This window comes from Halorubrum sp. ARQ200 (assembly GCF_005435115.1).
GTDB lineage: Archaea > Halobacteriota > Halobacteria > Halobacteriales > Haloferacaceae > Halorubrum > Halorubrum tropicale.
In genome coordinates, this window is record NZ_SGTZ01000015.1 from 1 (window position 1) to 20,215 (window position 20,215).

General features: G+C 72.1%; 22 protein-coding genes and 1 tRNA gene. 14 read left to right on the plus strand and 9 right to left on the minus strand.

Annotated elements, in window-relative coordinates:
• The first annotated feature begins 197 nt into the window (after positions 1 to 197).
• Entirely contained in the window at positions 198 to 794 is a 597-nt protein-coding gene (locus EXE50_RS14620) for a PadR family transcriptional regulator (protein WP_053770696.1), read from the plus strand.
• Positions 795 to 843: 49 nt separating this feature from the next.
• On the opposite strand, the gene EXE50_RS14625 is transcribed toward EXE50_RS14620, so the two are convergent.
• Entirely contained in the window at positions 844 to 1,647 is an 804-nt protein-coding gene (locus tag EXE50_RS14625; RefSeq protein WP_053770697.1) for an SDR family oxidoreductase, read from the minus strand.
• Positions 1,648 to 1,790: 143 nt separating this feature from the next.
• Between EXE50_RS14625 and EXE50_RS14630 the strand changes: the two genes are divergently transcribed.
• The 4 genes from EXE50_RS14630 (at position 1,791) to EXE50_RS14645 (ending at position 4,869) form a co-directional block, all read left to right on the plus strand.
• Entirely contained in the window at positions 1,791 to 2,000 is a 210-nt protein-coding gene (locus EXE50_RS14630) for a hypothetical protein (RefSeq protein WP_053770698.1), read from the plus strand.
• 231 nt (positions 2,001 to 2,231) lie between these two features.
• Entirely contained in the window at positions 2,232 to 3,254 is a 1,023-nt protein-coding gene (locus EXE50_RS14635; protein WP_137705417.1) for an ABC transporter substrate-binding protein, read from the plus strand.
• Positions 3,254 to 4,054, plus strand: a complete 801-nt coding sequence (locus EXE50_RS14640; protein WP_053770700.1) for an ABC transporter permease — start codon at positions 3,254 to 3,256, stop codon at positions 4,052 to 4,054. Before EXE50_RS14635 ends, EXE50_RS14640 begins: the two co-directional genes overlap by 1 nt.
• Positions 4,042 to 4,869 carry an ABC transporter ATP-binding protein gene (locus EXE50_RS14645; protein WP_137705418.1) on the plus strand — a complete coding sequence of 276 codons (828 nt, stop codon included), beginning with the start codon at positions 4,042 to 4,044 and terminating at the stop codon, positions 4,867 to 4,869. The genes EXE50_RS14640 and EXE50_RS14645 overlap by 13 nt, the downstream gene beginning before the upstream one ends.
• Before the next feature lie 32 nt (positions 4,870 to 4,901).
• Here EXE50_RS14645 and EXE50_RS17525 read toward each other — a convergent pair whose 3' ends face one another.
• Both EXE50_RS17525 and EXE50_RS14650 read right to left on the minus strand, forming a co-directional pair.
• Positions 4,902 to 5,072, minus strand: coding sequence for a hypothetical protein (locus EXE50_RS17525; protein WP_167551889.1), 171 nt, complete (start codon positions 5,070 to 5,072; stop codon positions 4,902 to 4,904).
• Positions 5,073 to 5,158: 86 nt separating this feature from the next.
• Positions 5,159 to 5,383 (minus strand): hypothetical protein, encoded by a 225-nt coding sequence (locus EXE50_RS14650; RefSeq protein ID WP_137705419.1) that lies wholly within the window; start codon positions 5,381 to 5,383, stop codon positions 5,159 to 5,161.
• Between the two features lie 159 nt (positions 5,384 to 5,542).
• On the opposite strand from EXE50_RS14650, the gene EXE50_RS14655 reads away from it, so the two are divergent.
• Together EXE50_RS14655 and EXE50_RS14660 are read left to right on the plus strand one after the other, a co-directional pair.
• Entirely contained in the window at positions 5,543 to 6,697 is a 1,155-nt protein-coding gene (locus EXE50_RS14655; protein WP_053770703.1) for a BMP family protein, read from the plus strand.
• Complete coding sequence (locus tag EXE50_RS14660) at positions 6,694 to 9,096, plus strand: methyl-accepting chemotaxis protein (RefSeq protein ID WP_137705420.1); 2,403 nt, start codon at positions 6,694 to 6,696, stop codon at positions 9,094 to 9,096. Before EXE50_RS14655 ends, EXE50_RS14660 begins: the two co-directional genes overlap by 4 nt.
• Here the strand turns inward: EXE50_RS14660 and deoC are convergent.
• Positions 9,093 to 9,758, minus strand: coding sequence for a deoxyribose-phosphate aldolase (gene deoC / locus EXE50_RS14665; protein WP_053770705.1), 666 nt, complete (start codon positions 9,756 to 9,758; stop codon positions 9,093 to 9,095). The two genes, EXE50_RS14660 and deoC, sit on opposite strands and share 4 nt — an antisense overlap.
• Before the next feature lie 154 nt (positions 9,759 to 9,912).
• Positions 9,913 to 10,275, minus strand: coding sequence for an Hsp20/alpha crystallin family protein (locus EXE50_RS14670; RefSeq protein ID WP_053770988.1), 363 nt, complete (start codon positions 10,273 to 10,275; stop codon positions 9,913 to 9,915).
• Between the two features lie 223 nt (positions 10,276 to 10,498).
• On the opposite strand from EXE50_RS14670, the gene EXE50_RS14675 reads away from it, so the two are divergent.
• Entirely contained in the window at positions 10,499 to 11,839 is a 1,341-nt protein-coding gene (locus tag EXE50_RS14675; protein WP_137705421.1) for an aminotransferase class III-fold pyridoxal phosphate-dependent enzyme, read from the plus strand.
• A gap of 27 nt (positions 11,840 to 11,866) precedes the next feature.
• Here EXE50_RS14675 and EXE50_RS14680 read toward each other — a convergent pair whose 3' ends face one another.
• Positions 11,867 to 12,523, minus strand: coding sequence for a non-canonical purine NTP pyrophosphatase (locus tag EXE50_RS14680; protein ID WP_053770707.1), 657 nt, complete (start codon positions 12,521 to 12,523; stop codon positions 11,867 to 11,869).
• A gap of 104 nt (positions 12,524 to 12,627) precedes the next feature.
• Here EXE50_RS14680 and EXE50_RS14685 point away from each other — a divergent pair, with 104 nt between their 5' ends.
• Positions 12,628 to 13,035, plus strand: a complete 408-nt coding sequence (locus EXE50_RS14685; RefSeq protein ID WP_053770708.1) for an SHOCT domain-containing protein — start codon at positions 12,628 to 12,630, stop codon at positions 13,033 to 13,035.
• A 13-nt stretch (positions 13,036 to 13,048) separates the two neighbouring features.
• On the opposite strand, the gene EXE50_RS14690 is transcribed toward EXE50_RS14685, so the two are convergent.
• On the minus strand, positions 13,049 to 14,149 hold the full coding sequence (locus EXE50_RS14690) for a zinc-dependent metalloprotease (RefSeq protein ID WP_053770709.1): 1,101 nt from the start codon (positions 14,147 to 14,149) through the stop codon (positions 13,049 to 13,051).
• Between the two features lie 99 nt (positions 14,150 to 14,248).
• Here EXE50_RS14690 and EXE50_RS14695 point away from each other — a divergent pair, with 99 nt between their 5' ends.
• The 3 genes from EXE50_RS14695 (at position 14,249) to EXE50_RS14705 (ending at position 16,141) form a co-directional block, all read left to right on the plus strand.
• The gene (locus EXE50_RS14695) at positions 14,249 to 15,325 is read left to right on the plus strand and encodes a M28 family peptidase (protein WP_137705422.1); all 1,077 of its coding nucleotides are present in this window, start codon (positions 14,249 to 14,251) and stop codon (positions 15,323 to 15,325) included.
• Positions 15,326 to 15,419: 94 nt separating this feature from the next.
• Positions 15,420 to 15,494 (plus strand) — tRNA-Glu (locus EXE50_RS14700).
• Positions 15,495 to 15,676: 182 nt separating this feature from the next.
• Positions 15,677 to 16,141, plus strand: coding sequence for a DUF302 domain-containing protein (locus EXE50_RS14705; RefSeq protein WP_053770711.1), 465 nt, complete (start codon positions 15,677 to 15,679; stop codon positions 16,139 to 16,141).
• A 28-nt stretch (positions 16,142 to 16,169) separates the two neighbouring features.
• Here the strand turns inward: EXE50_RS14705 and EXE50_RS14710 are convergent, their stop codons facing one another.
• Positions 16,170 to 16,400: a hypothetical protein gene (locus EXE50_RS14710; RefSeq protein ID WP_137705423.1), complete on the minus strand. Its 231-nt coding sequence runs from the start codon at positions 16,398 to 16,400 to the stop codon at positions 16,170 to 16,172.
• Positions 16,401 to 16,496: 96 nt separating this feature from the next.
• On the opposite strand from EXE50_RS14710, the gene EXE50_RS14715 reads away from it, so the two are divergent.
• Together EXE50_RS14715 and EXE50_RS14720 are read left to right on the plus strand one after the other, a co-directional pair.
• Complete coding sequence (locus tag EXE50_RS14715) at positions 16,497 to 18,392, plus strand: helicase C-terminal domain-containing protein (protein WP_137705424.1); 1,896 nt, start codon at positions 16,497 to 16,499, stop codon at positions 18,390 to 18,392.
• Between the two features lie 325 nt (positions 18,393 to 18,717).
• Positions 18,718 to 18,909, plus strand: coding sequence for a UPF0175 family protein (locus tag EXE50_RS14720; protein WP_017344020.1), 192 nt, complete (start codon positions 18,718 to 18,720; stop codon positions 18,907 to 18,909).
• A 102-nt stretch (positions 18,910 to 19,011) separates the two neighbouring features.
• Here EXE50_RS14720 and EXE50_RS14725 read toward each other — a convergent pair whose 3' ends face one another.
• The gene (locus EXE50_RS14725; protein WP_121600169.1) at positions 19,012 to 20,157 is read right to left on the minus strand and encodes a 60S ribosomal export protein NMD3; all 1,146 of its coding nucleotides are present in this window, start codon (positions 20,155 to 20,157) and stop codon (positions 19,012 to 19,014) included.
• Positions 20,158 to 20,215 lie beyond the last annotated feature (58 nt).

The following is a 20,215-nucleotide window of genomic DNA, read 5'->3' on the forward strand; positions in this document are numbered from 1 at the left end:
CCGCCCCGCACCGCACCTCACGCCTCCCCAGCCTCGTCGCTCGCTTCGCTCGCGACTCCCTCGCGCGTGCTCCTCGGCCGCAAGGCGGCCTCGGAGGCACGCGCCGACAGCCGCTCGAATCGTCCGGATCGTCGCGGCTCGCGTCAGCAGTCACCGTGACCGAAACCCTTTCGACGCGACCCCGAAATGTCCGGACGATGCGGAAAAGCGGCCCGCCGAAAGGACTGATCTCGTACCTCGTGTTGGAGCTGCTCGACGAGCGACCGCGGTACGGGTACGAGCTGCTCGGCGAGATAACGGAGATCAGCGGCGGACACTGGGAGCCCTCCTACGGCTCGGTCTACCCGATCCTCTACAAGTTCGAGGAGGAGGGCGTCGCCGAGCGCGTCGAGCGCGCCGACGAGCCCGACCGGAAGTACTTCGCGCTCACCGACGCGGGCCGCGAGGAGTTGGCCGAGAAGCGCCGCGCGATCGGCGGCGAGGCGAAGGACTTCGGCGACGTCGTCCTCGGCTTCTACCACCTGTACGCGGCGCTCGCCACCGACGGCCGGTTCGAGGTCGACGGCGCGGACGCCGACTGGGCGTTCTCGGAGCGGTACAGCGCGTGGATCGTCGAGCAGATGATCCGCCACCACGAGCGCGACTTCGGCGAGTTCGAGCGGATCGACGCCTCCCCCGAGGAGTTCTACGCCCGGGAAGACGGCGCCGCGGCGGACGGGGCCGAGCCGGATTCCTCCGAGACCGAGCCCGCGGACGACGCCGAGGAGCCCTCCTCCGGCGCCGCCGACGACTGACGCGCGGCGCTCCGTCCGCGCCGGCGCTCCCGCCTCGCAGCGTCGCGACTCACCGGTTGAGCAGCCGCCACAGGAGCCCGCCGGGGAGCCCGGCGCGGACGAGCCGGTCGTACAGCCGGTCGGGGAGGACGCGCGCCAGCCGCGGCAGCCACCGCGCCCGGCGGCTCACCCGGTAGCGCGTCTCCGGTCGTTCCGCCGTCGCCGCGGTCACCACGCGCTCGACGACCGTCTCGACGTCGGTGGCGGCCGGGGAGTACCCCTCGAACTCCCGGTAGGCGTCGGCGTACGGCCCCTCGCCGCCCGCGCCCTCGACCGCCGCGGCGGCCCGCTCGTTGAACCCCGTCTGCACCGGCCCCGGCTCGACCAGCGCGACGTCGACACCGAGCGGCTCGACCTCGCGGCGGAGCGCGTCGACGTACCCGTCGAGCCCGGCCTTCGCGGCGCTGTACGCGCCGTGGTACGGCAGCGCCACGGAGCCGACCATCGACCCGACGACCACGACGCGCCCGCCGCGCTCGCGGAGCGTCCGGAGCGCCGCGGACGCGGTCACGTGGACCGCGGTCAGGTTCGTGTCCACCTGCCGGCGGAACGCCCCGGCCGAGGTGTCCTCGACCGACGCGATCTCGTAGCCGCCGACGCAGGAGACGACGGCGTCGAGCGGGCGCTCCGCGAGCAGGTCGCGAACCGCCGCCTCGTCGCGGAGGTCGACGACGGCGGTCTCGACCGCGTCGGGCAGCGCCGCGAGGCCGTCCGCGTCGCGGTCGACGCCGAGGACATCGTGCCCGGCGGCCGCGAGCGAGCGCGCGACGCCCCCGCCGATCCCGCCCGCGGCCCCCGTCACGAGAACGTGCATGCCGGAGGATCGCGGCGGGGTTAGTAGACGGTGGCGGTTCGGGTCGCCGGAGGTGGACTCGGCCACGCGGGCGGCGCCGTCGGCGTCGGTCTCCCCGGTCGACGCCCGAAGGCATATATCCGACACGGGCGATGGTCGGCGTAATGTCCACCGACGAGCCGTCCGTCCCGATCGTGTGCGACGAGTGCGAGACGGAGACCCGCGTGCCGCTCGACGACCTCGCGGACGCGCTCGACAAGCACAACGCCCAGAAGCACGGCGGTGAGTCCGTCGCGGAGGTCGACCCTGCGATCAAGGACCGCCTCGCCGACCTCGTCGCCGAGGACTTGGGGCTGTTCGACGAGGAGGCGTGAGCGAGCGCCGCCGAACCCCCGTTCGCGAGCGCTCGCTGGCAGCGACACGCATCGACGCGGGAAGATGGGAGCAATAATTGCGTCGTTCGGTGACGGATTGTGATACTGAATAGGATGTTAACAGGGTTTTCGGCCCCTCTAACGTCGGATTCTACGATTGCTCTTGTCATCGGAATCCGCCGCAGTTGCTGGTGACGCGAGGGTGTTCCCCGCCCGGCGGCTTGGAATGGTATGTACGACTCAGATCGGACAGCGTCGCGGCGGTCGTTCCTCGCGGCGGCGGGCGGAACCGCGACGGTCGGCCTCGCGGGCTGTACGGGCGGCGGCGGCGGACTCGACGAACTGACGGTGGCGCACATGCCGATCTATCCCGACCTCCAGTGGTACGTGATGGAGGGCGAGGGGTACTTCTCCGAGGTCGACGCCGAGATCACCGGCCAGGAGTTCGGCAACGGTCCCGCGATCGTCCAGGCGCTCGGGGGCGGCGACATCGACATCGCCATGTTCGGGATCGTCCCCGCGATGATCGCGATCGACCGGGGTATCTCGGCGCAGGTGACCGCCGCGAACATCCGCGAGCCGATGGGGATCATGGCCGAGTCGTCGTTCCACGAGACGTTCGAGCAGCAGGGCGCAGACGCGTTCGCGGCGTGGGAGGCCGAGCGGGGCGAGCCGTTCACCTTCGGCACGTTCCCGCAGGGGAGCGTCCCGGACGTGCTGCTCCGCTACTGGCTCCGTGACGTCGGCGTCGACCCCACCGAAAACGACAGCGTCGAGATCATCGAGATCAACGGCGCGAGCTCCGTCTGGCAGGCGATCGCGAACGACGAGATCGACGGCACCTCGATCATGGAGCCGGTGCCGACCATCGCGCAGGCGGCGGGGTCGTCCGTGACGATGCTCCGGACCGCGGCCGAAGTCCTCCCCGGCCAGCCCGCCGCGGTCACGCTGATGAGCGACGCGGTGCGGGACTCACCGATCGCCGCACAGTTCCTCGAACAACACGCCCGCGCGACGGATTTCATCGGCGAAAATCCGGACGCGACCGCCGAACACGTCAACGAGGGAATCGGGATGCCCGTCGACCGTGCGCGCGACGCGCTCGACTCGCCGTTGTCGAACTTCATTACCGACCCGAACGAGATCACGGACGCGACGCAGGTGTTCTCCGAGTTCGCGGCCGGGAACGGTCAGATCGACGAGCAGCTCTCGACCGACCGGATATTCGACCTGGAGGTGTACGACTCGCTCTGATGGCGACCGAAACCACCCCTGTCGGCGGGGGCGAGACGCTCTCGGGTCTCGGACTCGGCGACGGTCGGCGGCTGCTCCGCGGCGCCATCGGGGTCGCGGCGTTCCTCGTCGTCTGGCACGCCGTCTCGCTCACGCAGGACCCGTTCGTCCTCCCCTCGCCGGTCGCGGTCGCGGGCGCGTTCGCGAGCGAACTCGCCGCGGGCGACATGACGACGGCGCTCTACCAGAGCGTCCGGCACTGGATCCCCGGCACGGTCGCCGGAACGGGACTGGGGGTCGCCGCCGGCGTCGCGTTCGGGTGGAGCCGCCTGCTCGACGACCTGACGGCGCCGCTGGTACGGACGCTACGCCCGGTGCCGCCGCTCGCGCTGATCGGCTTCGCGATCGCGTGGTTCGGGATCAACGACTGGGGCGCCGCCTTCATCATCGCGGTCGGCGCGTTCTGGATCAACTTCTACGCGGCGTACGGCGCGGTCGAGGGCGTGAGCGAGGACCTCCTCGACGTGGGCCGGACGCTCGGCGTCCGCGGCGACCTCGACGCGGTCCGGTCGATCGTGCTGCCGGCGTCGCTTCCGGGGATCATGACCGGGATCCGGACCGGACTGGGCCGGTGCTGGATGCTCGTCGTCGCCTCGGAGATATTCGGCGTCCCCGGGGTCGGCCGCGAGATCATCCGCGCCAGCAACAACCTCCGCGTCGACCGGGCGATCGCGTACATCCTCGTGTTGAGCCTGATGTACCTGCTCGTCGACGTGGCGTTCCGCGCGGTCGAACGGAGGGTCTTGGCGTGGCGGGCGTGAACGGTGACGGGGCGGCCGACGCCGCCGAGCGCAACGGACGAGACCCCCCAGCGCCGAGCGAGGCGAGCGTCGCGCTCGACGGCGTCGGCAAGACGTACCCCGGCGACGGCGACGGCGGCTCGGTACGAGCGCTCGACGACGTGTCCTTCTCGGTCGCGGACGGGGAGTTCGTCTGTCTGGTCGGGCCGTCGGGCTGCGGGAAGACGACGCTGTTCCGGATCGCGGCCGGGCTCACCGAGGCGACCGACGGCCGCGTCCTCCTCGACGGCGCCGAGATCACGGGCCCGACGACGGACATGGGCGTCGTGTTCCAGGAGTACCACCTGTTCCCGTGGCTCACCGTCGCGGAGAACGTCGGCTTCGGCCTCGAACGGAGCGACCGCTCGCCCGCCGAGCGCGAGGCGCGCGTCGACGAGATGCTCGACCTCGTCGGGCTGACGGAGTTCCGCGACGCCTACCCGAAGTCGTTGTCGGGCGGTATGAAACAGCGCGTCGCCATCGCCCGGTCGCTCGCGGTCGACCCGGACCTCCTCCTGATGGACGAGCCGTTCGGCGCGGTCGACGCCCAGACCCGCGAGATGCTCCAGCGCGAACTGCTCGACGTGTGGGAATCGACCGGCAAGACCATCCTCTTCGTCACGCACGACGTGGCGGAGGCGGTGACGCTCGCGGACCGCATCGTCGTGATGGCCGCCGACCCGGGGCGCGTCCGCGCTATCGTCGACGTTGACATCGAGCGCCCGCGCGACCGCGGCGACGCCGCGTTCGCGGAGCGCGTGGGCCGCGTGCGAGAGCTGATCGGGGCCGGGCCGTAGCCGGCCCGACGCCGACTCCCGCCCGTCGGCGCCTACGCGCCGTCCCCGTCGCCTTCGACGCTCGCCGCCAGCTCGTCGACGTGGGTCCGCAGCGTCGCCAGCGTCGCGTCCGCGTCGGCGTACCCCTGATCGTAGTCGCCGAGCGCGGCCGCCGCTCGGTCGAGAAAGCGTTCCACCGCCTCGTCGGTCGGCTCGTCGGACATGCGCGTCGCTCCGCCCGCGAGCGGCTTATGTCTCCCGGCGTCGCGGTCGCCGTCCCGGCGGGAGCGCCGCCGGTGCGCGGGCCTCGTCAGCGGCGCCGGAGCGCGTGCGTCGTGTATCCGACCGCGACGACGAGGGCCGCCGAGAGCAGCGTGCCGAGGACGGCGGGCGACGCGGTGACGTAGTCGCCGAACGGATCGGTCAGCGCGAACACCGCCACGATGAGCGCGACCGAGATGGCGATACCGACCGCGCCGAACGCCTTGAACACCGCGTCGAGGTCGAAGCCCTGTGATCTCCGTTGGTGACTCATACACTACCGTACGGACTCCGGATATAAATCCGCCGAGTGGGATTCTCAGGTCGGGGGAACGGCGAGGCCGCGGTTTGTGAGACAGTGCGACAATATTCACTATTAGCGTTGATAATTTGCTCGCAGAAGTTTTACACCCCATTCATCGATGTCGCCGTGATGACCGACACGAGCGGTATCACGCACTCGCGCCGGCGGTTCGCGGTCGCCTTGGGGACGGGCGTCGCGGGCGCCGTCGCCGGGTGTCTGGGAACCGATCCGAGCGGAACGGCGTCGATCGACGACGGAGACGACGCGGCGAGCGACGCCGGCGACGAAGGGCCGGCGGTCTCGGCCGACGCGAGCGCGACGATCGGCATGGTGTACGCGCTCGGCGGCCTCGACGACCGCTCGTTCAACGACGCGGCCAACCGGGGGATCCAGCGGGCGCGCCTCGACCACGACGTGGCGTTCACCAACCAGGAGCCGAGCTCGATGGCCGACTTCGAGACGACGCAGGCGGCGCTGTCGGCGTCCGAACGCCCCGACTACGACCTGATCTGCTGTATCGGGTTCCTCCAGGCGGACGCGCTCTCGACGGTCGCGGGCGAGCACCCCGACCAGCAGTACGCCATCGTCGACTCCGTCGTCGACCGCGACAACGTCGCGAACTACGTGTTCCGCGAGCACGAGGGGTCGTTCCAGGCCGGCCACCTCGCCGGACTAGTGACGGGCCGCGACATCGCCGTGGGGGCCGGCGGGACCGTCGCCGAGGAGCGAACCGTCGGCTTCGTCGGCGGCGTCGAGTCGCCGCTGATCTCGAAGTTCGAGGCCGGCTACCTCGCCGGCGTCGCGCACGCCGACGGCGACGCCTCCGTGCTGCGGACGTACGTGGGCGCCTTCGACGACCCCGAGGCCGGCTACGACGCAGCCGCGGAGATGTACGATCAGGGCGCGGACGTGGTGTACCACGCGGCCGGCGGCAGCGGCCTCGGCGTCTTCCAGGCCGCACAGGAGTACGGCCGGTACGCGATAGGCGTCGACTCCGACCAGTCGCGGAGCAACCCGCGGTACGCGGACGTGATCCTGGGCTCGATGGTGAAACGGGTCGGGACCGCGGTGTACGACGCCGCCGAGCGGACGATAGAGGACTCGCTCCGGACGGGGTCGACGACCGCGCTCGGGCTCGCGGAGGACGGGGTCGCGCTCGTGTACGGCACTACGCTCGGGCCGGTGATCCCCGAAGACGTGCGCGCGGCCATCGCCGACTCCGGCGAGCGGATCGTCGCCGGCGAGCTGTCGGTGCCCACCGATCCGGAGGCGGTCGGCCGATGAGCGCCGGACCGCTCCAACGGCTTGCGAGCGCCGTCGGCAGCGTCCTCCCCGACGCGGTCCGCCGCCGGTACGCCGCCAAGTTCGCGCTCGCGTTCCTCGTCGTCGCCGCGGTCGTCGCGGCCGGCGGGGCGTTCACGTACCTCCAGACCGGGGACGCGGTGGAGACCGACGCCACGACCCAGCTGGCGGAGACCAGCGGGCTCCAGGCGGACGCGATCGGCTCGTGGACCGAGCGGATGACCACGCAGACCCGGTCGATGTCCGCGGCCGACGAGCTCCGGTCCGACCGCCGCGCGGCGGCGTACGTCCTGTTGAAAGACCAGCTTCTCTCCGAGGACATCGTCAGCATCCACCTCGTCGACGCGGCGCAGGACCGCGTCGTCGCCAGCACGGAGCGGCCCCTGGAGGGGCGCGCGCCGAGCGAGCTGAACGCGCCCTGGAGCGACGCCGACGTGCCCGAGGGCGTCGGCGAGGACGACCGCGTCTGGCGCTCCGCCCGGTCGTACCGCTCGCCCGTGCTCAACGACCGGCCGGTGATGGCGTTCGCCAGCTCCGTGCCGCGGGCCGACGGCCGGTACCTCGTCGTCGTGACCCGGATCCAGCCGCAGCTCGAACGGATCCAGGACACCGACACCGGCGAGGAGACGACGATCGTCAACGCCGCGGGCGAGACCGTGCTGGACATCGACGGAACGGTCGACGGCGACCGCCACGAGGAGGGGGTCGCCGCGGTCCGCGACGGCAACGCCACGACCGCGACGCAGATCGGCGACGGCGAGGTCCACGCGTACGCGGCCGTGCCCGGCACCGACTGGGTGGCGGTGACGAGCGTCGCGAAGTCGACGGCGTTCGCCGTGCGCAACGACGTGGGGAACTCGGTGCTGCTGTTGCTCCTCCTCACGCTCGCGTCGCTCGGGGCCGTCGGCGTCGTGCTGGGCGGGCGCACGGTCGTCCCCCTCGCGCGGCTCCGCGACCGCGCCGAGCGGATCGAGTCCGGCGACCTCGACGTCGACCTGTCGACCGGCCGGGTCGACGAGATCGGGCGGCTGTTCACGAGCTTCGCCGAGATGCGCGACGCGCTCCGCGAGCGGATCGCGGAGGCGGAGACCGCCGCCGACGAGGCCGAGGCGGCCCGCGAGGAGGCCGAGGCGGTCACCCGCGACATGGAGGCGAAGGCGGCCGACTACAGCGAGGTGATGGGCGCGGTCGCCGACGGCGACCTCACCCGCCGGATGGACCCCGACGCGGACCGCGAGGCGATGCGCGAGATCGCCGAGGAGTTCAACGACATGGTCGCGCAGCTGGAGCGGACGACCGCGCGCGTCGCCGCCTTCGCCGGCGAGGTTGACGACGCCAGCGCGGAGCTGGCGGCGGGCGCCGACGAGGTCGAGACCGCGAGCGGGACCGTCAGCGAGCAGATCCAGGAGATCGCGGACGGCGCGGTCCGGCAGGACGAGCGGCTCGACTCGGTCAGCGACGAGATGAGCGACCTCTCGGCGAGCATCGAGGAGGTGGCGTCGTCCGCGGCCTCCGTCGCGGAGACCGCCGAGGCCGCCGCCGAGCGCGGCGAGGCGGGGCGCGAGGCCGCCGCCGAGGCGCTCGACGAGATGGACGCGATCGAGGCCCGCTCCGCGGCCGCGGTCGAGCAGATGGCGGCCCTCGACGAGCGCATGGACGAGATCGACGAGGTCGTCGAGTTCATCACGGACGTGGCCGAGCAGACGAACATCCTCGCGCTCAACGCCTCGATCGAGGCCGCCCGCGCCGGCGAGGCCGGCGAGGGATTCGCGGTCGTCGCCGACGAGGTCAAGCAGCTCGCGGAGGAGACGCAGGAGGCGGCCGCCGAGATCGAGTCGGAGATCGCGGCGGTCCGCGAGGAGACCGACGAGACCGTCGCGGACATCCGCGAGACGAACGCCCGGATCGACGAGGGGTCGGACACCGTCCGCGAGGCGTCGTCGTCGCTGGAGGCGGTCGTCGACGCTGTCGAGGAGACGAACCACGGCGTCCAGGAGATCAGCGAGGCGGCGGAGGACCAGGCGCGGTCGACCCAGCGCGCGGTCGAGGGCGTCGAGGACGTCGCCGAGGTGAGCGGCGAGGTCGCGAGCGGCTCCGAGCAGGTGTCCGCGGCCGCCGAGGAGCAGACCGCGACCGTCACCACCATCGCGGAGAACGCGGACCGGCTCCGCGACCAGGCCGCGTCGCTCTCGGAGTCGGTCTCGGCGTTCGAGGTCGACGTCGCGCCCGAGGAGATCGACGGCGCGGAGGCGGACGGCGCCGGCACCGACGGCGCGGCCGCCGGGTCACCGACCGAGACGGAGGGCAACTCGCCGGGCGACCTCGGCCTCGCCGCCGACGGCGACGGCCGGGACCGACCTGCCGAGGGGGACGACGCCTAGTCCGCCGACCGCGCCTCGCCGTCGGCCTCGGGGTGTCCCTCGGCGATGGCGACCCCCGACGAGGCGCCGATCCGGACCGCGCCCGCGTCGAGCATCGCCGTCGCCTCCTCGTAGGAGCCGACGCCGCCGGAGGCCTTCACCGGCAGGTACTCGCTCATCAGCTCGACGTCGGCGAGCGTCGCGCCGCCGTCGGCGAAGCCGGTCGAGGTCTTCACCATGTCGGCGTCGGCGGCGACCGCGGCCTCGCAGGCGCGGCGCTTCTCGGCGTCGTCGAGGAGCGCGGTCTCGATGATCACCTTCACCGGGACCGGCACGGCCGCGACCACGTCCGCGAGCTCGTCGGCGACCGCGCCGTCGTCGCCCGCCTTCAGCCGGCCGACGTTGATCACGATGTCGACCTCGTCGGCGCCGGCCTCCCAGGCCGTGACCGCCTCGTCGCGTTTCACCTCGGGGGCGTGCTGGCCGTGCGGGAACCCGACCACGGTGGCGATCGCCTCGGGCGCGTTCTCGTAGTCGGCCGCCTCCGCGACGTAACACGGCGGGATACAGGCGTTCATGCCGTGGGCGGCGGCCTCGTCGAGAACGGTCCGGGTGTCGTCCCAGGTCGTCTCCGGGCCGAGGACGGTGTGGTCGATGCTGGCGGCGAACTCCTCGCGGTTCATGCGTCTCCCCTCGCGGCGCGGCCTCAAAGGCGTGCTGGGTCGCACCGCCGGCTCCGGGCGAGCGACGCTGAAAAAACGCGGCTACGGACGAGAAACGAGGGACGGAACACGGACGGCCGCCGACCGGCGGCTCACCGGCCGGCGGGGGTCCGGCTCAGCTCTCGATCTCGATCTCCGTGCCGGAAACGGCGTCCTCGACGGTCACGGGGAGCCGCACCGTCAGGATGCCGTTCCGGTACTCGGCCCGGATGCCGTCCTCGTCGATCGCCTTCGGGAAGCGGAACCGCCGGTGGTACGTCCGGCGGGTCCCGCGCCGCTCGTCCTCGTGTTCGCCGGCGACGTTGAGCACGCCGTCGTTCCACGAGGCGGTGATCTCGGCGGGGTCGAACCCAGGTAGTTCGACCGAGAGGACGAACTCGCCGTCCTCCTCGTACAGTTCGTAGTCGTTGCTACCGGATTCGAACAGTCGGCTCGGGAAGTCGAGTCCTTGCGTCCAGGTGTTCGCCGGTTCGAGCATGGGCATTGGTGACCACCTCGAACTCGGTTACTAGTAGGGCGGCGATTCTATAAAAATCCAACGAATTTTGGGGGTAATTAACAACCGCTTTCGGACGGCGGACCGCCCCGGCGAACGGGCCCGTTGCCGGACGGTCGGTAAGGTGCGACGCGTTCGGTTGGATATTTCTCCAACGTTTTCGCGATCGCCCCGGATTTATTTCGTCCGCGTGCCACCCCGACGCATGGATCGCGACACCGTCGCGCCCGCCGTCTCGGACCTCCCCGGCGAGCGCGCTCGCGAGTGGGTCGACTACCACCACGAGTCGGCAGCGCCGAGCACCTACGTCTACGAGTTCGTCTGGGACCGCACCGCCCCCGCCGAGGGCCCGTTCTGTACCGACGTCGACGGCAACGTCCTCATGGACTTCACCAGCCACGTCGCCGCCGCGCCGCTCGGCTACAACAACCCGCTGATCATGGACCGGCTCGCGGAGTTCGACCTCGTGGACCCCCTGAAGATCGCCGGCCAGGACTTCTACGCCGCCGGCGGCCCCGCGCCCGGGGACGGGATACCCGGCTCGTCGGGGCTCATGGACCGGCTCACCGACCTGACGAGCCACTACGACATGGACACCGTCTTCCTCTCGAACTCCGGCGCGGAGGCGGTCGAGAACGCCATCAAGATCGCCTACGACGCCTCCGACGGCGCGAAGTACGCGATCACCTTCGACGGGGCGTTCCACGGCCGGACGCTCGGTGCGCTCTCGCTCAACCGCTCGAAGTCCGTGTACCGCCGCGACTTCCCGGAGGTCAGCGGCATCACGGAGGTCCCGTTCTGCGAGGACCGGACCTGCTCGCCCGAGACCTGCTCGTGCGGCTTCTTCGCCGACGGCGTCTCCCGGCTCCGGCGGAAGCTCGACCCGAAGCGGGGGAACGTCCACCCGGACGACGTGGCGTACCTGATCATGGAGCCGATCCAGGGCGAAGGGGGCTACCGGTTCCCCTCCGAGGCGTTCACCGACGAGATCGCGGCGCTCGCCGACGAGCACGACATCACGGTGATCGCCGACGAGATCCAGACCGGCGTCGGGCGCACCGGCGAGATGTGGGGCTCGGACCACTACGCGTACGAGCCGGACGTGATCACGAGCGCGAAGGGGCTTCGGGTGGGCGCGACCGTCTCGCGGAGCGACGTGTTCCCCGAGGAGACCGGCCGGCTCTCCTCGACGTGGGGCGCCGGCGACGTGATCGCCGCGGCGCAGGGCGCGCTCACCCTCGACGCCATCGAGGAGGCCGACCTCATGGACAACGCCGTCGCTCGCGGCCGGCAGTTCACGGAGACGATGCGCGACGCCGCCCTCGACCCCGTCGAGGACGTGCGCGGGAAGGGGCTGCTGCTCGCCGTCGAGTTCGACACGAAGGAGCGGCGGGACGCGGTCGTCGACGAGGCGTTCGCTCGCGGCCTCCTCACGCTCGCGTGCGGCCACAAGGTCCTCCGGATCCTCCCGCCGCTCGACGTCACCGAACGCGAGATAGACCTCGGCGCCGACCTCCTCACGGACGCGATCGCGGCCGCGGTCTGAGGGCGCGATCGCCCCGGAACGACCGACCTACCGGTCCGCGTACCACTCCGCGAACTTCTCTAAGGCCCGGCCGCGGTGCGACACCGCGTTCTTCCGGTCGGTGTCCATCTCAGCGAACGTCTCCCCGTCGTGTTCGAAGATCGGGTCGTAGCCGAAGCCCCCGTCGCCCCGCGGCGCGACGATCCGGCCCGGCACGTACCCCTCGAACAGCTTGACCGGGAGCGGGTCGGCCGCCCCCGCGTCGCCGTCGCTTCCGCCGCCCTCACCCTCTTCGTCCGGCCCCGCCGCGGCGGCCGCGTCGCGGTCGCCCCGGTCCACCGGGTCGGGGCTCGCGGCGAACCCCTCGCCGTCGCAGTAGCCGAGGACGCAGCGGAAGGCGGCGCGGCGGTCGTCGAGGTCAGCGGCGATGTCGTGGACGCGCTCGATCCCGAGCGTCTCCTCGACGTACGAGGAGTACGGGCCCGGGAAGCCGTCGAGGCCCTCGACGAACAGCCCCGCGTCGTCGACGAGGACCGGCGCGTCCGCGTGGCGGTACGCCTCGCGCGCGCCCCGCGCCGCGATGGGGCCGAGCTCGTCGGCCTGGACCTCCGCGTAGTCGAAGTCGAGCCGCTCCACCGAGCCGTCCGGGAGGTACCGCTCCGCCTCGCGCACCTTCCCCGGGTTCGTCGTCACGTACCTGAGCACGGATCGCCGTGGGCGCGCCCGCGAGGAATAGGCGTCGGTCGCGGGCGGTCGCCCCGGCCGCCGCCGGCAGTACGTTTTTCTCGGGGCGACGACAGCACTCGCGTATGGCCCTCCCCACCTTCGAGAAGAAACGACTCATCGGGCTCATCGCGATCCTGTCGTTCGGTCTCACCTCGCTTTCCGCCGTGCTCTTCCCGGGCCAGTTGGTCGGGCTCGGACCCGCCCTCTTCATCACCGGGTTCTTCATCCTGATCCCGCTGGTGCTGGTGCTGGGCGAGGACTTCCCGCTCGTCGCGGCCGACGAGCCCGACGCGTCGGCCGCGGGCGACGCGACGGCCGAGCGGCCGGTGGCCGCGCTGCGCGACCGCTATGCGAGCGGCGAGATCGACGAGGCGGAGTTCGAGCGCCGGCTCGACCGGCTGCTCGCGACCGAGGACCTCGACGAGCGGCTCGACCGGGTCGAGTCCGACCGCGGCGACCGGCACCGGGAGCGCGACGTAGAACTGGAGTGAGTCGGCGCGGGGCTCAGGGGTCGACGCGGACGAGCCACGCCTCGGGGTCGTCGATCTCCGCCCCGGTCGGCAGGTTCTCGGCGCGCTCCCACACCGCGCCCGCGGCCTCGATGCCGCGCTCGTCGGCGACGTGCCGGAAGAAGGCGGCGCCGCGCTCGTACTGCCGGCGCTTGAGCCCCAGTCCGAGCAGGCGCTGCGCGAGCCGCCGCACGGGCCCGCCGCCGCCGCGGCGCTCGTCCAGCTTCCGCCGGAGGTCCGCGTACTCGCCGTCGAACGCGCGGTCCATCAGTACCTCGGCGTACCCCTCGACCGCGGTCATCGCGGCCTGGAGCTCCGCGAACGCGTCGGGGTCGAGCCCGCGGCCAGTCATCCCCTCGACGCCGCCCGCGCCGCCGACCATGCCCTCCACCCCGCGCTCGACGCGCGATTCGAGGTACTCCGGGAGCCACGGCGCCGCGCCGAACTCGGCGGCGTGGGTCACCTCGTGGAACGCGATCCAGCGGCGGAACCGCGGGTACGCCACGTCGAGCGCGCTCGCGACCGCGACGATGTTCGGGTGGACGAAGTAGAGCCCGTGCTCGGCGTCCGGCTCGTCGGCGAGCAGGAGGGGATCGTACTGGCCGAGGACGTTGCGCGCGAGGAAGCCTAGGGCGAACGCCATCGACCCCGTGTTTGCGACCCGCGAGAGGTCCCGGGCGAACCCGGCACCGGGCGCGGGCCCCACAGGGCCCGACGAGGCGTCGGCGATCACGTCCAGCGAGTCGGTGCCGGCGTCGCCGCCCGGGTCCGCGCCGATCCGACCGCCCGCGTCGCCCGCCGCGGCCGCCTCGATCGGGTCCATCACGCGCCGGAAGGTGTCGACGCTCGCGTCGATCCAGTGGTGGCGGTTCTGTACCTCGACGGTGTCGGGCACGTCGAACTCGATCCCGGCGACCGCGGCCAGCCGCGAGCGGGCGTCGCGCACGTCGCCGGCGTACCCCGCGCGCTCCGCGTCGGAGAGCGCGACCGATCCGGGGTCGGTGGCGTCCTTCGCGGCCGCCGCGGCCCGGTCCCAGTCGACGACGCCCGGCCCCTCGGCCTCGGCGACGGTCCGGACGCTTCGGAGGATGTCCATACGGATCGGACGGGCGGGCGCCTCAAAGCGCTTGTGTCGACCGGTCCCGGCCGGATCCGACACCGACGTGTTCTTGCCGGCCGCCCCACAGCCATCGGCATGGACGACGCGCGCAGAGCGTTCCTCGACGACCTCCTCGCGACGCCGAGCCCCTCGGGCTTCGAGACGGCCGCCCAGCGGGTGTGGACCGACTACGTCCGCGAGTTCGCGGACCGGGTCGAAACCGACGCCTACGGCAACGCCGTCGCGGTCCACGAGGGCGACCCCGACGCGCCGACGGTCGCGGTCACCGGTCACGCCGACGAGATCGGGTTCATCGTCCGCGACGTGCTCGACGACGGCTTCCTCCGGATCGGGCGGATCGGCGGCTCCGACCGCACCGTCTCGAAGGGCCAGCACGTCACGGTCCACGCCGACGAGCCGGTCCAGGGCGTCGTCGGACAGACCGCGATCCACCTGCGGGACCAGGCGGACGACGAGCACGAGGACGTCGCGGGCCAGTTCGTCGACGTCGGCGCCGAGGACGCCGCCGAGGCGCGCGAACACGTCGAGGTCGGCGACCCCGTCACGTTCTCGACGGGCCGTCGCGACCTCGTCGGCGACCGGATCGCCGCCCGCGGGGTCGACAACCGCGCCGGCGCGTGGGCGGCCGCGGAGGGGCTGCGACGCGCCGCCGACCGCGACGTCGACGCCACGGTCTACGCCGTCTCGACGGTCCAGGAGGAGGTCGGGCTCCAAGGCGCGCGGATGGTCGGGGTCGACCTCGACGCCGTCGACGCCTTCGTCGCGGTCGACGTCACCCACGCCACCGACAACCCGGACGTCGACCGCGAGCACCGCGGCCCGGTCGAACTCGGCGCCGGCCCGGTGATCGGTCGGGGCAGCGCGAACCACCCGGTCCTCGTGGACCTCGCCCGCGAGGCGGCCGCCGACGCCGGCGTCGACGTGCAGCTACAGGCGGCCGGCACCCGCACCGGCACCGACGCGGACGCGTTCTACACGGTCCGCGGCGGCACCCCGGCGCTCAACGTCTCGATCCCGAACCGGTACATGCACACGCCGGTCGAGGTGATCGACACCGGCGACTTGGACGAGGTCGCCGACCTCCTCGCCGCGATCGGGGCCGCAGCGGGCGATCACGCGGCCGGGCCGGAGCCGTTCGCCGTCGACGTCTGAGCGAGATCTGCCACGACAAACCGGGGCACGGCGTGGTCGAAACGGAACTGTTTTACAATCCGCTCACCTACCGTTGATTGCGTCGAACGGACGCGCTCTGGTGGTGTAGTCCGGCCAATCATCTTGCCCTCTCACGGCAAGGACCTGGGTTCAAATCCCAGCCGGAGCATCTCACTTCGTCGCCTTCTCGCCGCCCGGACCGGCTCCGTAGCGGCGTCCCCGTCGGTCCGCGGCTTCGCTCTCTACTCACCACAGCGCCGCCGCTCCGCGGCTCGACTGCTGTCCGTTCGAGGTAGCGGCAGGTGTTGAACGGCGAGACGGGTTTTACACGCTGGCGTGCGAGGCGTTGCCATGAGCGACGCCGCACGCCCCGCGCCGACCGCCGCCGACGCGCTCCACACGACCGTCGACCTCCCCTTCGACGACGCGGTGCCGTTCGTCCAGCTCGAACACGAGCTCGCGGACTTCGAGACGGTGCGCGTCACGCGGCTCGACGAGATGATCGAGGGGATGCTCGGTCACGACGACGTCGGGCGGACGGCACTGATCGTCGTCTGTCACCCCGAGATCGCGTACGACGCGCTGCGAATCGACCCGACGCTCGCCGGCATGCTCCCGTGTACCACCGTCGTCTACGAGCGCGCCGGTGACGACCGCGTTCACGTCCATCACGTGTCGGCGACGAAGGCGATCCGCGACCTCGGTTGCGCGTCGGCCACCGGGGTCGACGAGGACGCCGTCGAGGACCTCGTGGCGAAGACCGGCGAGCTGATGGCGGTCGTCTGGGAGCACATCGAGACGCACGGCCGGGAGTGAGCGCCGCGGTCGACGCGAGCGCGCCGCTTCAGCGGTTCAGCCGCCAGCGGATCACCGCGGCGGCGACGAGGACCGTCCCGAACGTGACGGCGCCGGAGATCAGCGCGCCGCGCGCGCTCGTCGCGCCGGTCGCGAACGCGCTCGCCGAGGCGGAGCCGCCGACCACCGCCGCCCCGCCCGCCAGTCCGCCGAACCCGATACAGCAGAGGCTCAACAGGCCGACTGCGGACAGCGACCCGAGGATCCCGTCGTCGCTCATCGTCGCTTCTCCCTTTCGCCCCGGACTACCAATAGGTGTCGCCCCCAGCCGACCGCCAAGCGAGGGTTTAATTCCGACAGCGCGCGAGGGCGTCGTGTGGACCCGAGCCGGATCCCCGCCGAGTTCCCCGCGCCGAGCTTCCGCGGCGCGCAGGAGCGGGCCCTCGCCGACATCCGCGACGCGTTCGCGGCCGGCAACCGGGTCGTCTTGGTGCGCGCGCCGACCGGCAGCGGCAAGTCGCTGCTCGCCCGCGCCATCATGGGCGCGGCCGAGACGGCGGGCGAGGCGGCCCCAAGCGAGGCGACGGGCGCCTACTACACGACCCCGCAGGTGTCGCAGATCGACGACGTCGAGGCCGACGACCTCCTCGACGACCTGGCCGTGATCCGCGGCAAGTCGAACTACGACTGCGTGCTGCCCGGCGAGCACGACACGCCGGTGAACCGCGCGCCCTGCGCGCGCCAACAGGGGTTCGACTGCTCGATCCGGCACCGCTGCCCGTACTTCTCCGACCGCGCTATCGCCTCCGGCAACCGCTTCGCCGCGATGACGCTCGCGTACTTCATGCGCACTGCCGGCTCCGAGGTGTTCCGCAAGCGCGACGCCGTCGTCATCGACGAGGCGCACGGGCTCGCCGAGTGGGCCGAGATGTACGCGACCATCGATATCTCGCCCGAGCGCGTCCCGGTGTGGGACGACGTGGGCGTCCCGGACGTCGCGGCCGACGCCGGCCCCGAGGAGGACGCCGTCGACCGCACCGCGCGGTTCGTCGAGGCGCTCCGCGACGTAGCGATCCGCGCGAAAGACGAGCTGGTGGGGCGGCACGAGCTCGACCGGGAGGAGGTCGCCCGGCGCGACCGGCTCCAGGAGCTCATCGGCGAACTCGGCTGGTTCCTGGAGGACTACCGCGACCCGCAGTCCCCCACCTCGTGGGTCGTCGACCAGCCGGGCGGCGAGGGGTCGGCGATGGAGATCAAGCCGCTCGACCCCGCGCGGTACCTCAGACACACGGTGTGGGACCGGGGCAACCGGTTCGCGCTGCTGTCGGCGACCATCCTCTCGAAGGAGGCGTTCTGCCGCGGGGTCGGGCTCGACCCCGCCGACGTCGCGCTCGTCGACGTCGAGCACACGTTCCCGCTCGCGAACCGCCCGCTGTACGACGTGACGCAGGGGTCGATGACCTACGAGCACCGCGACGAGACGACCCCGAAGATCGCCCGCCTGATCGTCCGGCTGATGGCGGAACACCCCGACGAGAAGGGGCTGATCCACGCGCACTCGTACGACATCGCGGAGCGGATCACGGAGCGGCTCGGCGAGTTCGGCGTCGCCGCGCGCGTCAGGCGCCACGACCGGTCGAACCGCGACGCGGAGCTGGAGGCGTGGAAGGCCAGCCCGGACCCGGAGGTGTTCGTCTCCGTGAAGATGGAGGAGGCGCTGGACCTGAAAGGCGACCTCTGTCGCTGGCAGGTAGTCTGTAAGGCGCCGTACCGGAACACGAACGACTCGCGGGTCGCCCGCCGGCTGGCGGACGGGCAGTGGGCGTGGTACCACCGGACCGCGCTGCGCACCGTCATCCAGGCGTGCGGGCGGGTCGTCCGCGCCCCGGACGACCGCGGCGCGACCTACCTCGCCGACGACTCCCTGCTCGACCTCTTCGAGCGCGCGGCGGCGGACACCCCCGACTGGTTCCGCGACCAGGTCGACGCGATGACGACCCCCTCGCTGCCCGCGTTCGACCCCGAGGCCGCGCTGGCCGGCGTCGACGCGTCGCCGTCGAGCGGCGCGGGAGCGGGTCGCCGGAAGAGCCGCCGTGCGGGCGGGTCGGCCGGTACACCCGGCGGTCGCTCGTCTCGGGACGGCTCAGGTCGAGGGCGCGACGGCGGCGACGCGACCGGCGACGGCGGCGACGACCCCGTTCGGACCCGGTCCGAGCAGGACGCCGAGCGGCGGGAGAACCACCCGCTGTCGGACGTGTGGGGCGACGGCTGACGGGGACCGCCGCCGAGGCGCGGTGGGCGATCGGCGCAAGAGCGGGGACCGGCGGCGTGCGCCACGCGCCGGTTACAGTAGCGAGACGCCGTACGCCACCATGGAGCTCACCATGAGAAACGCGAAGAACAGCGCCATGAGCTGTTGTCTGTCCATGTCGCCGTGTCAACTGCAGAGCCGTATAACTCCTGCGGGCGACGGGCGGCCGGGTGCGAGTCATATTACCACCCTGAGCCGATCACTCGTTAATATATATCGTATAAGGTGTATCAGGTCCCTCAATGAAGTAGTAACCTTCATAATCCCTCACCCGACTACTGGGTGTATGGCCACGAACGGGCTGTCGAGTGCGCTGACGCTGTACGGTGCGCGAACCCTGACGCTGTCGCAGGCGGCCGCACAGGCAGGGCTCAGCGAGGCCGAATTCATCGAGCAACTCGAACGCCGCGGCATCGAGGTAACCGAGTCCGAGCGCGCCGCGGCGCTCGGTCGCGAACAGCCCGCTCGCGCCGACTGAACGGTGCTGCGTCGCCGTCCGCGAGGGCGGCGCGCCGCGCCGGCGCTCCGACTCGTCCTACGAACGATCAGTTCTCGCTGACCAGCGAGCCGCGAGGCTCCCCTACTCCCGGTTCGAGACCGACTCCGCCGACCGCTCCGCGTCCTCGTCCGGCACGAGGTGAACGTCGCCGCCGTGTTCGAAGGCGAGGACCGACTCGGCGCCGTCGTCGACGAACGCCGGGTTCGGCACCGTCTTCGCCTCGTAGGTGACGGGGTCGAGCACCTGGATCGCGTTCTCGTCCTCGACGGTCACGACCGTCGTCTCCGCCGCGTCGTCGCGGGTGCCGAGCCGGGTCGCGTCGGGGGCGTCGCCGTCCGCGAACGCGGAGGTGTACTCCGCGCCCGTGGCGAGCCGGACCCCCTGGAGGCGGCCGGAGACGCCCGTGACGAGGACCGGGCCGTCCCCGTCCTCGGGGTCGACGATCTCGCCTTCGGCGTACCTCGGGAGCCGGACCGCGAACGTGACGCGGTACACCTCGTTGCCGTCGCCGTCCTCGGTGACGAGCGTCGGGTACGACTCGAAGCTCCCCCCGAGCGACTCCGTGATCCGCGTCGCCACGTTCTGCGCGAGGCGGTTCGACGAGAGCTTGATGTCCGGCCCGTCGTCGGTCTCCGTCACCTCGGTGATGAACGCCTCCCGGTCGCCGTCGGCCTCCTGGTCGGCGACGTACCGCTCGGCGATGTCCAGCGCCTCCGCGCGCTCGGCGGGCGTGAGGTCGCGCTCGTCGGCGCGGACCTGGACGATCCCGGCGTAGTAGCCGCCGGCGATGCGCCCGCAGCGGTCGCAGGTCCCCCGCGAGATCTTCACCGGGACGGTCACCTCCGCGGAGCGCAGGGTGCCGCGCACCACGCCGGAGAAGCGGCAGTGCATCCGGACGGTGTTCTCGTCGACCTGCTCCGGCTCCACTCCCCACTCCACGTCTTCCGCGTCGACGTGGACTCCGAGGGACTCGGCCACCTCGTCGACGGCAACGTCGGTGTAGTCGCGCGCCCCCACGTCGCGCCACGACTCGCCGCGCCTGACGGCGCCGCAGCCGGAACAGACCAGCACCTCGATCCGGTCGGGCGCGTCGACCAGGTCGAAGTCCTCGAAGTAGCAGTCGTCGCACAGCAGGGCGTCTCGCCCGCGCGGCTCGCCCGGAAGGGGGTCGCGCCGCTCGGGGACCGGGTCGCCGCAGCGCGGACAGAACTCCCGCGACTCGCTCATTGGCGCCCGCTACGCCGAGGACCGGTTTAAACGGCGCGGACCGCCCCCGTCGGCGCCG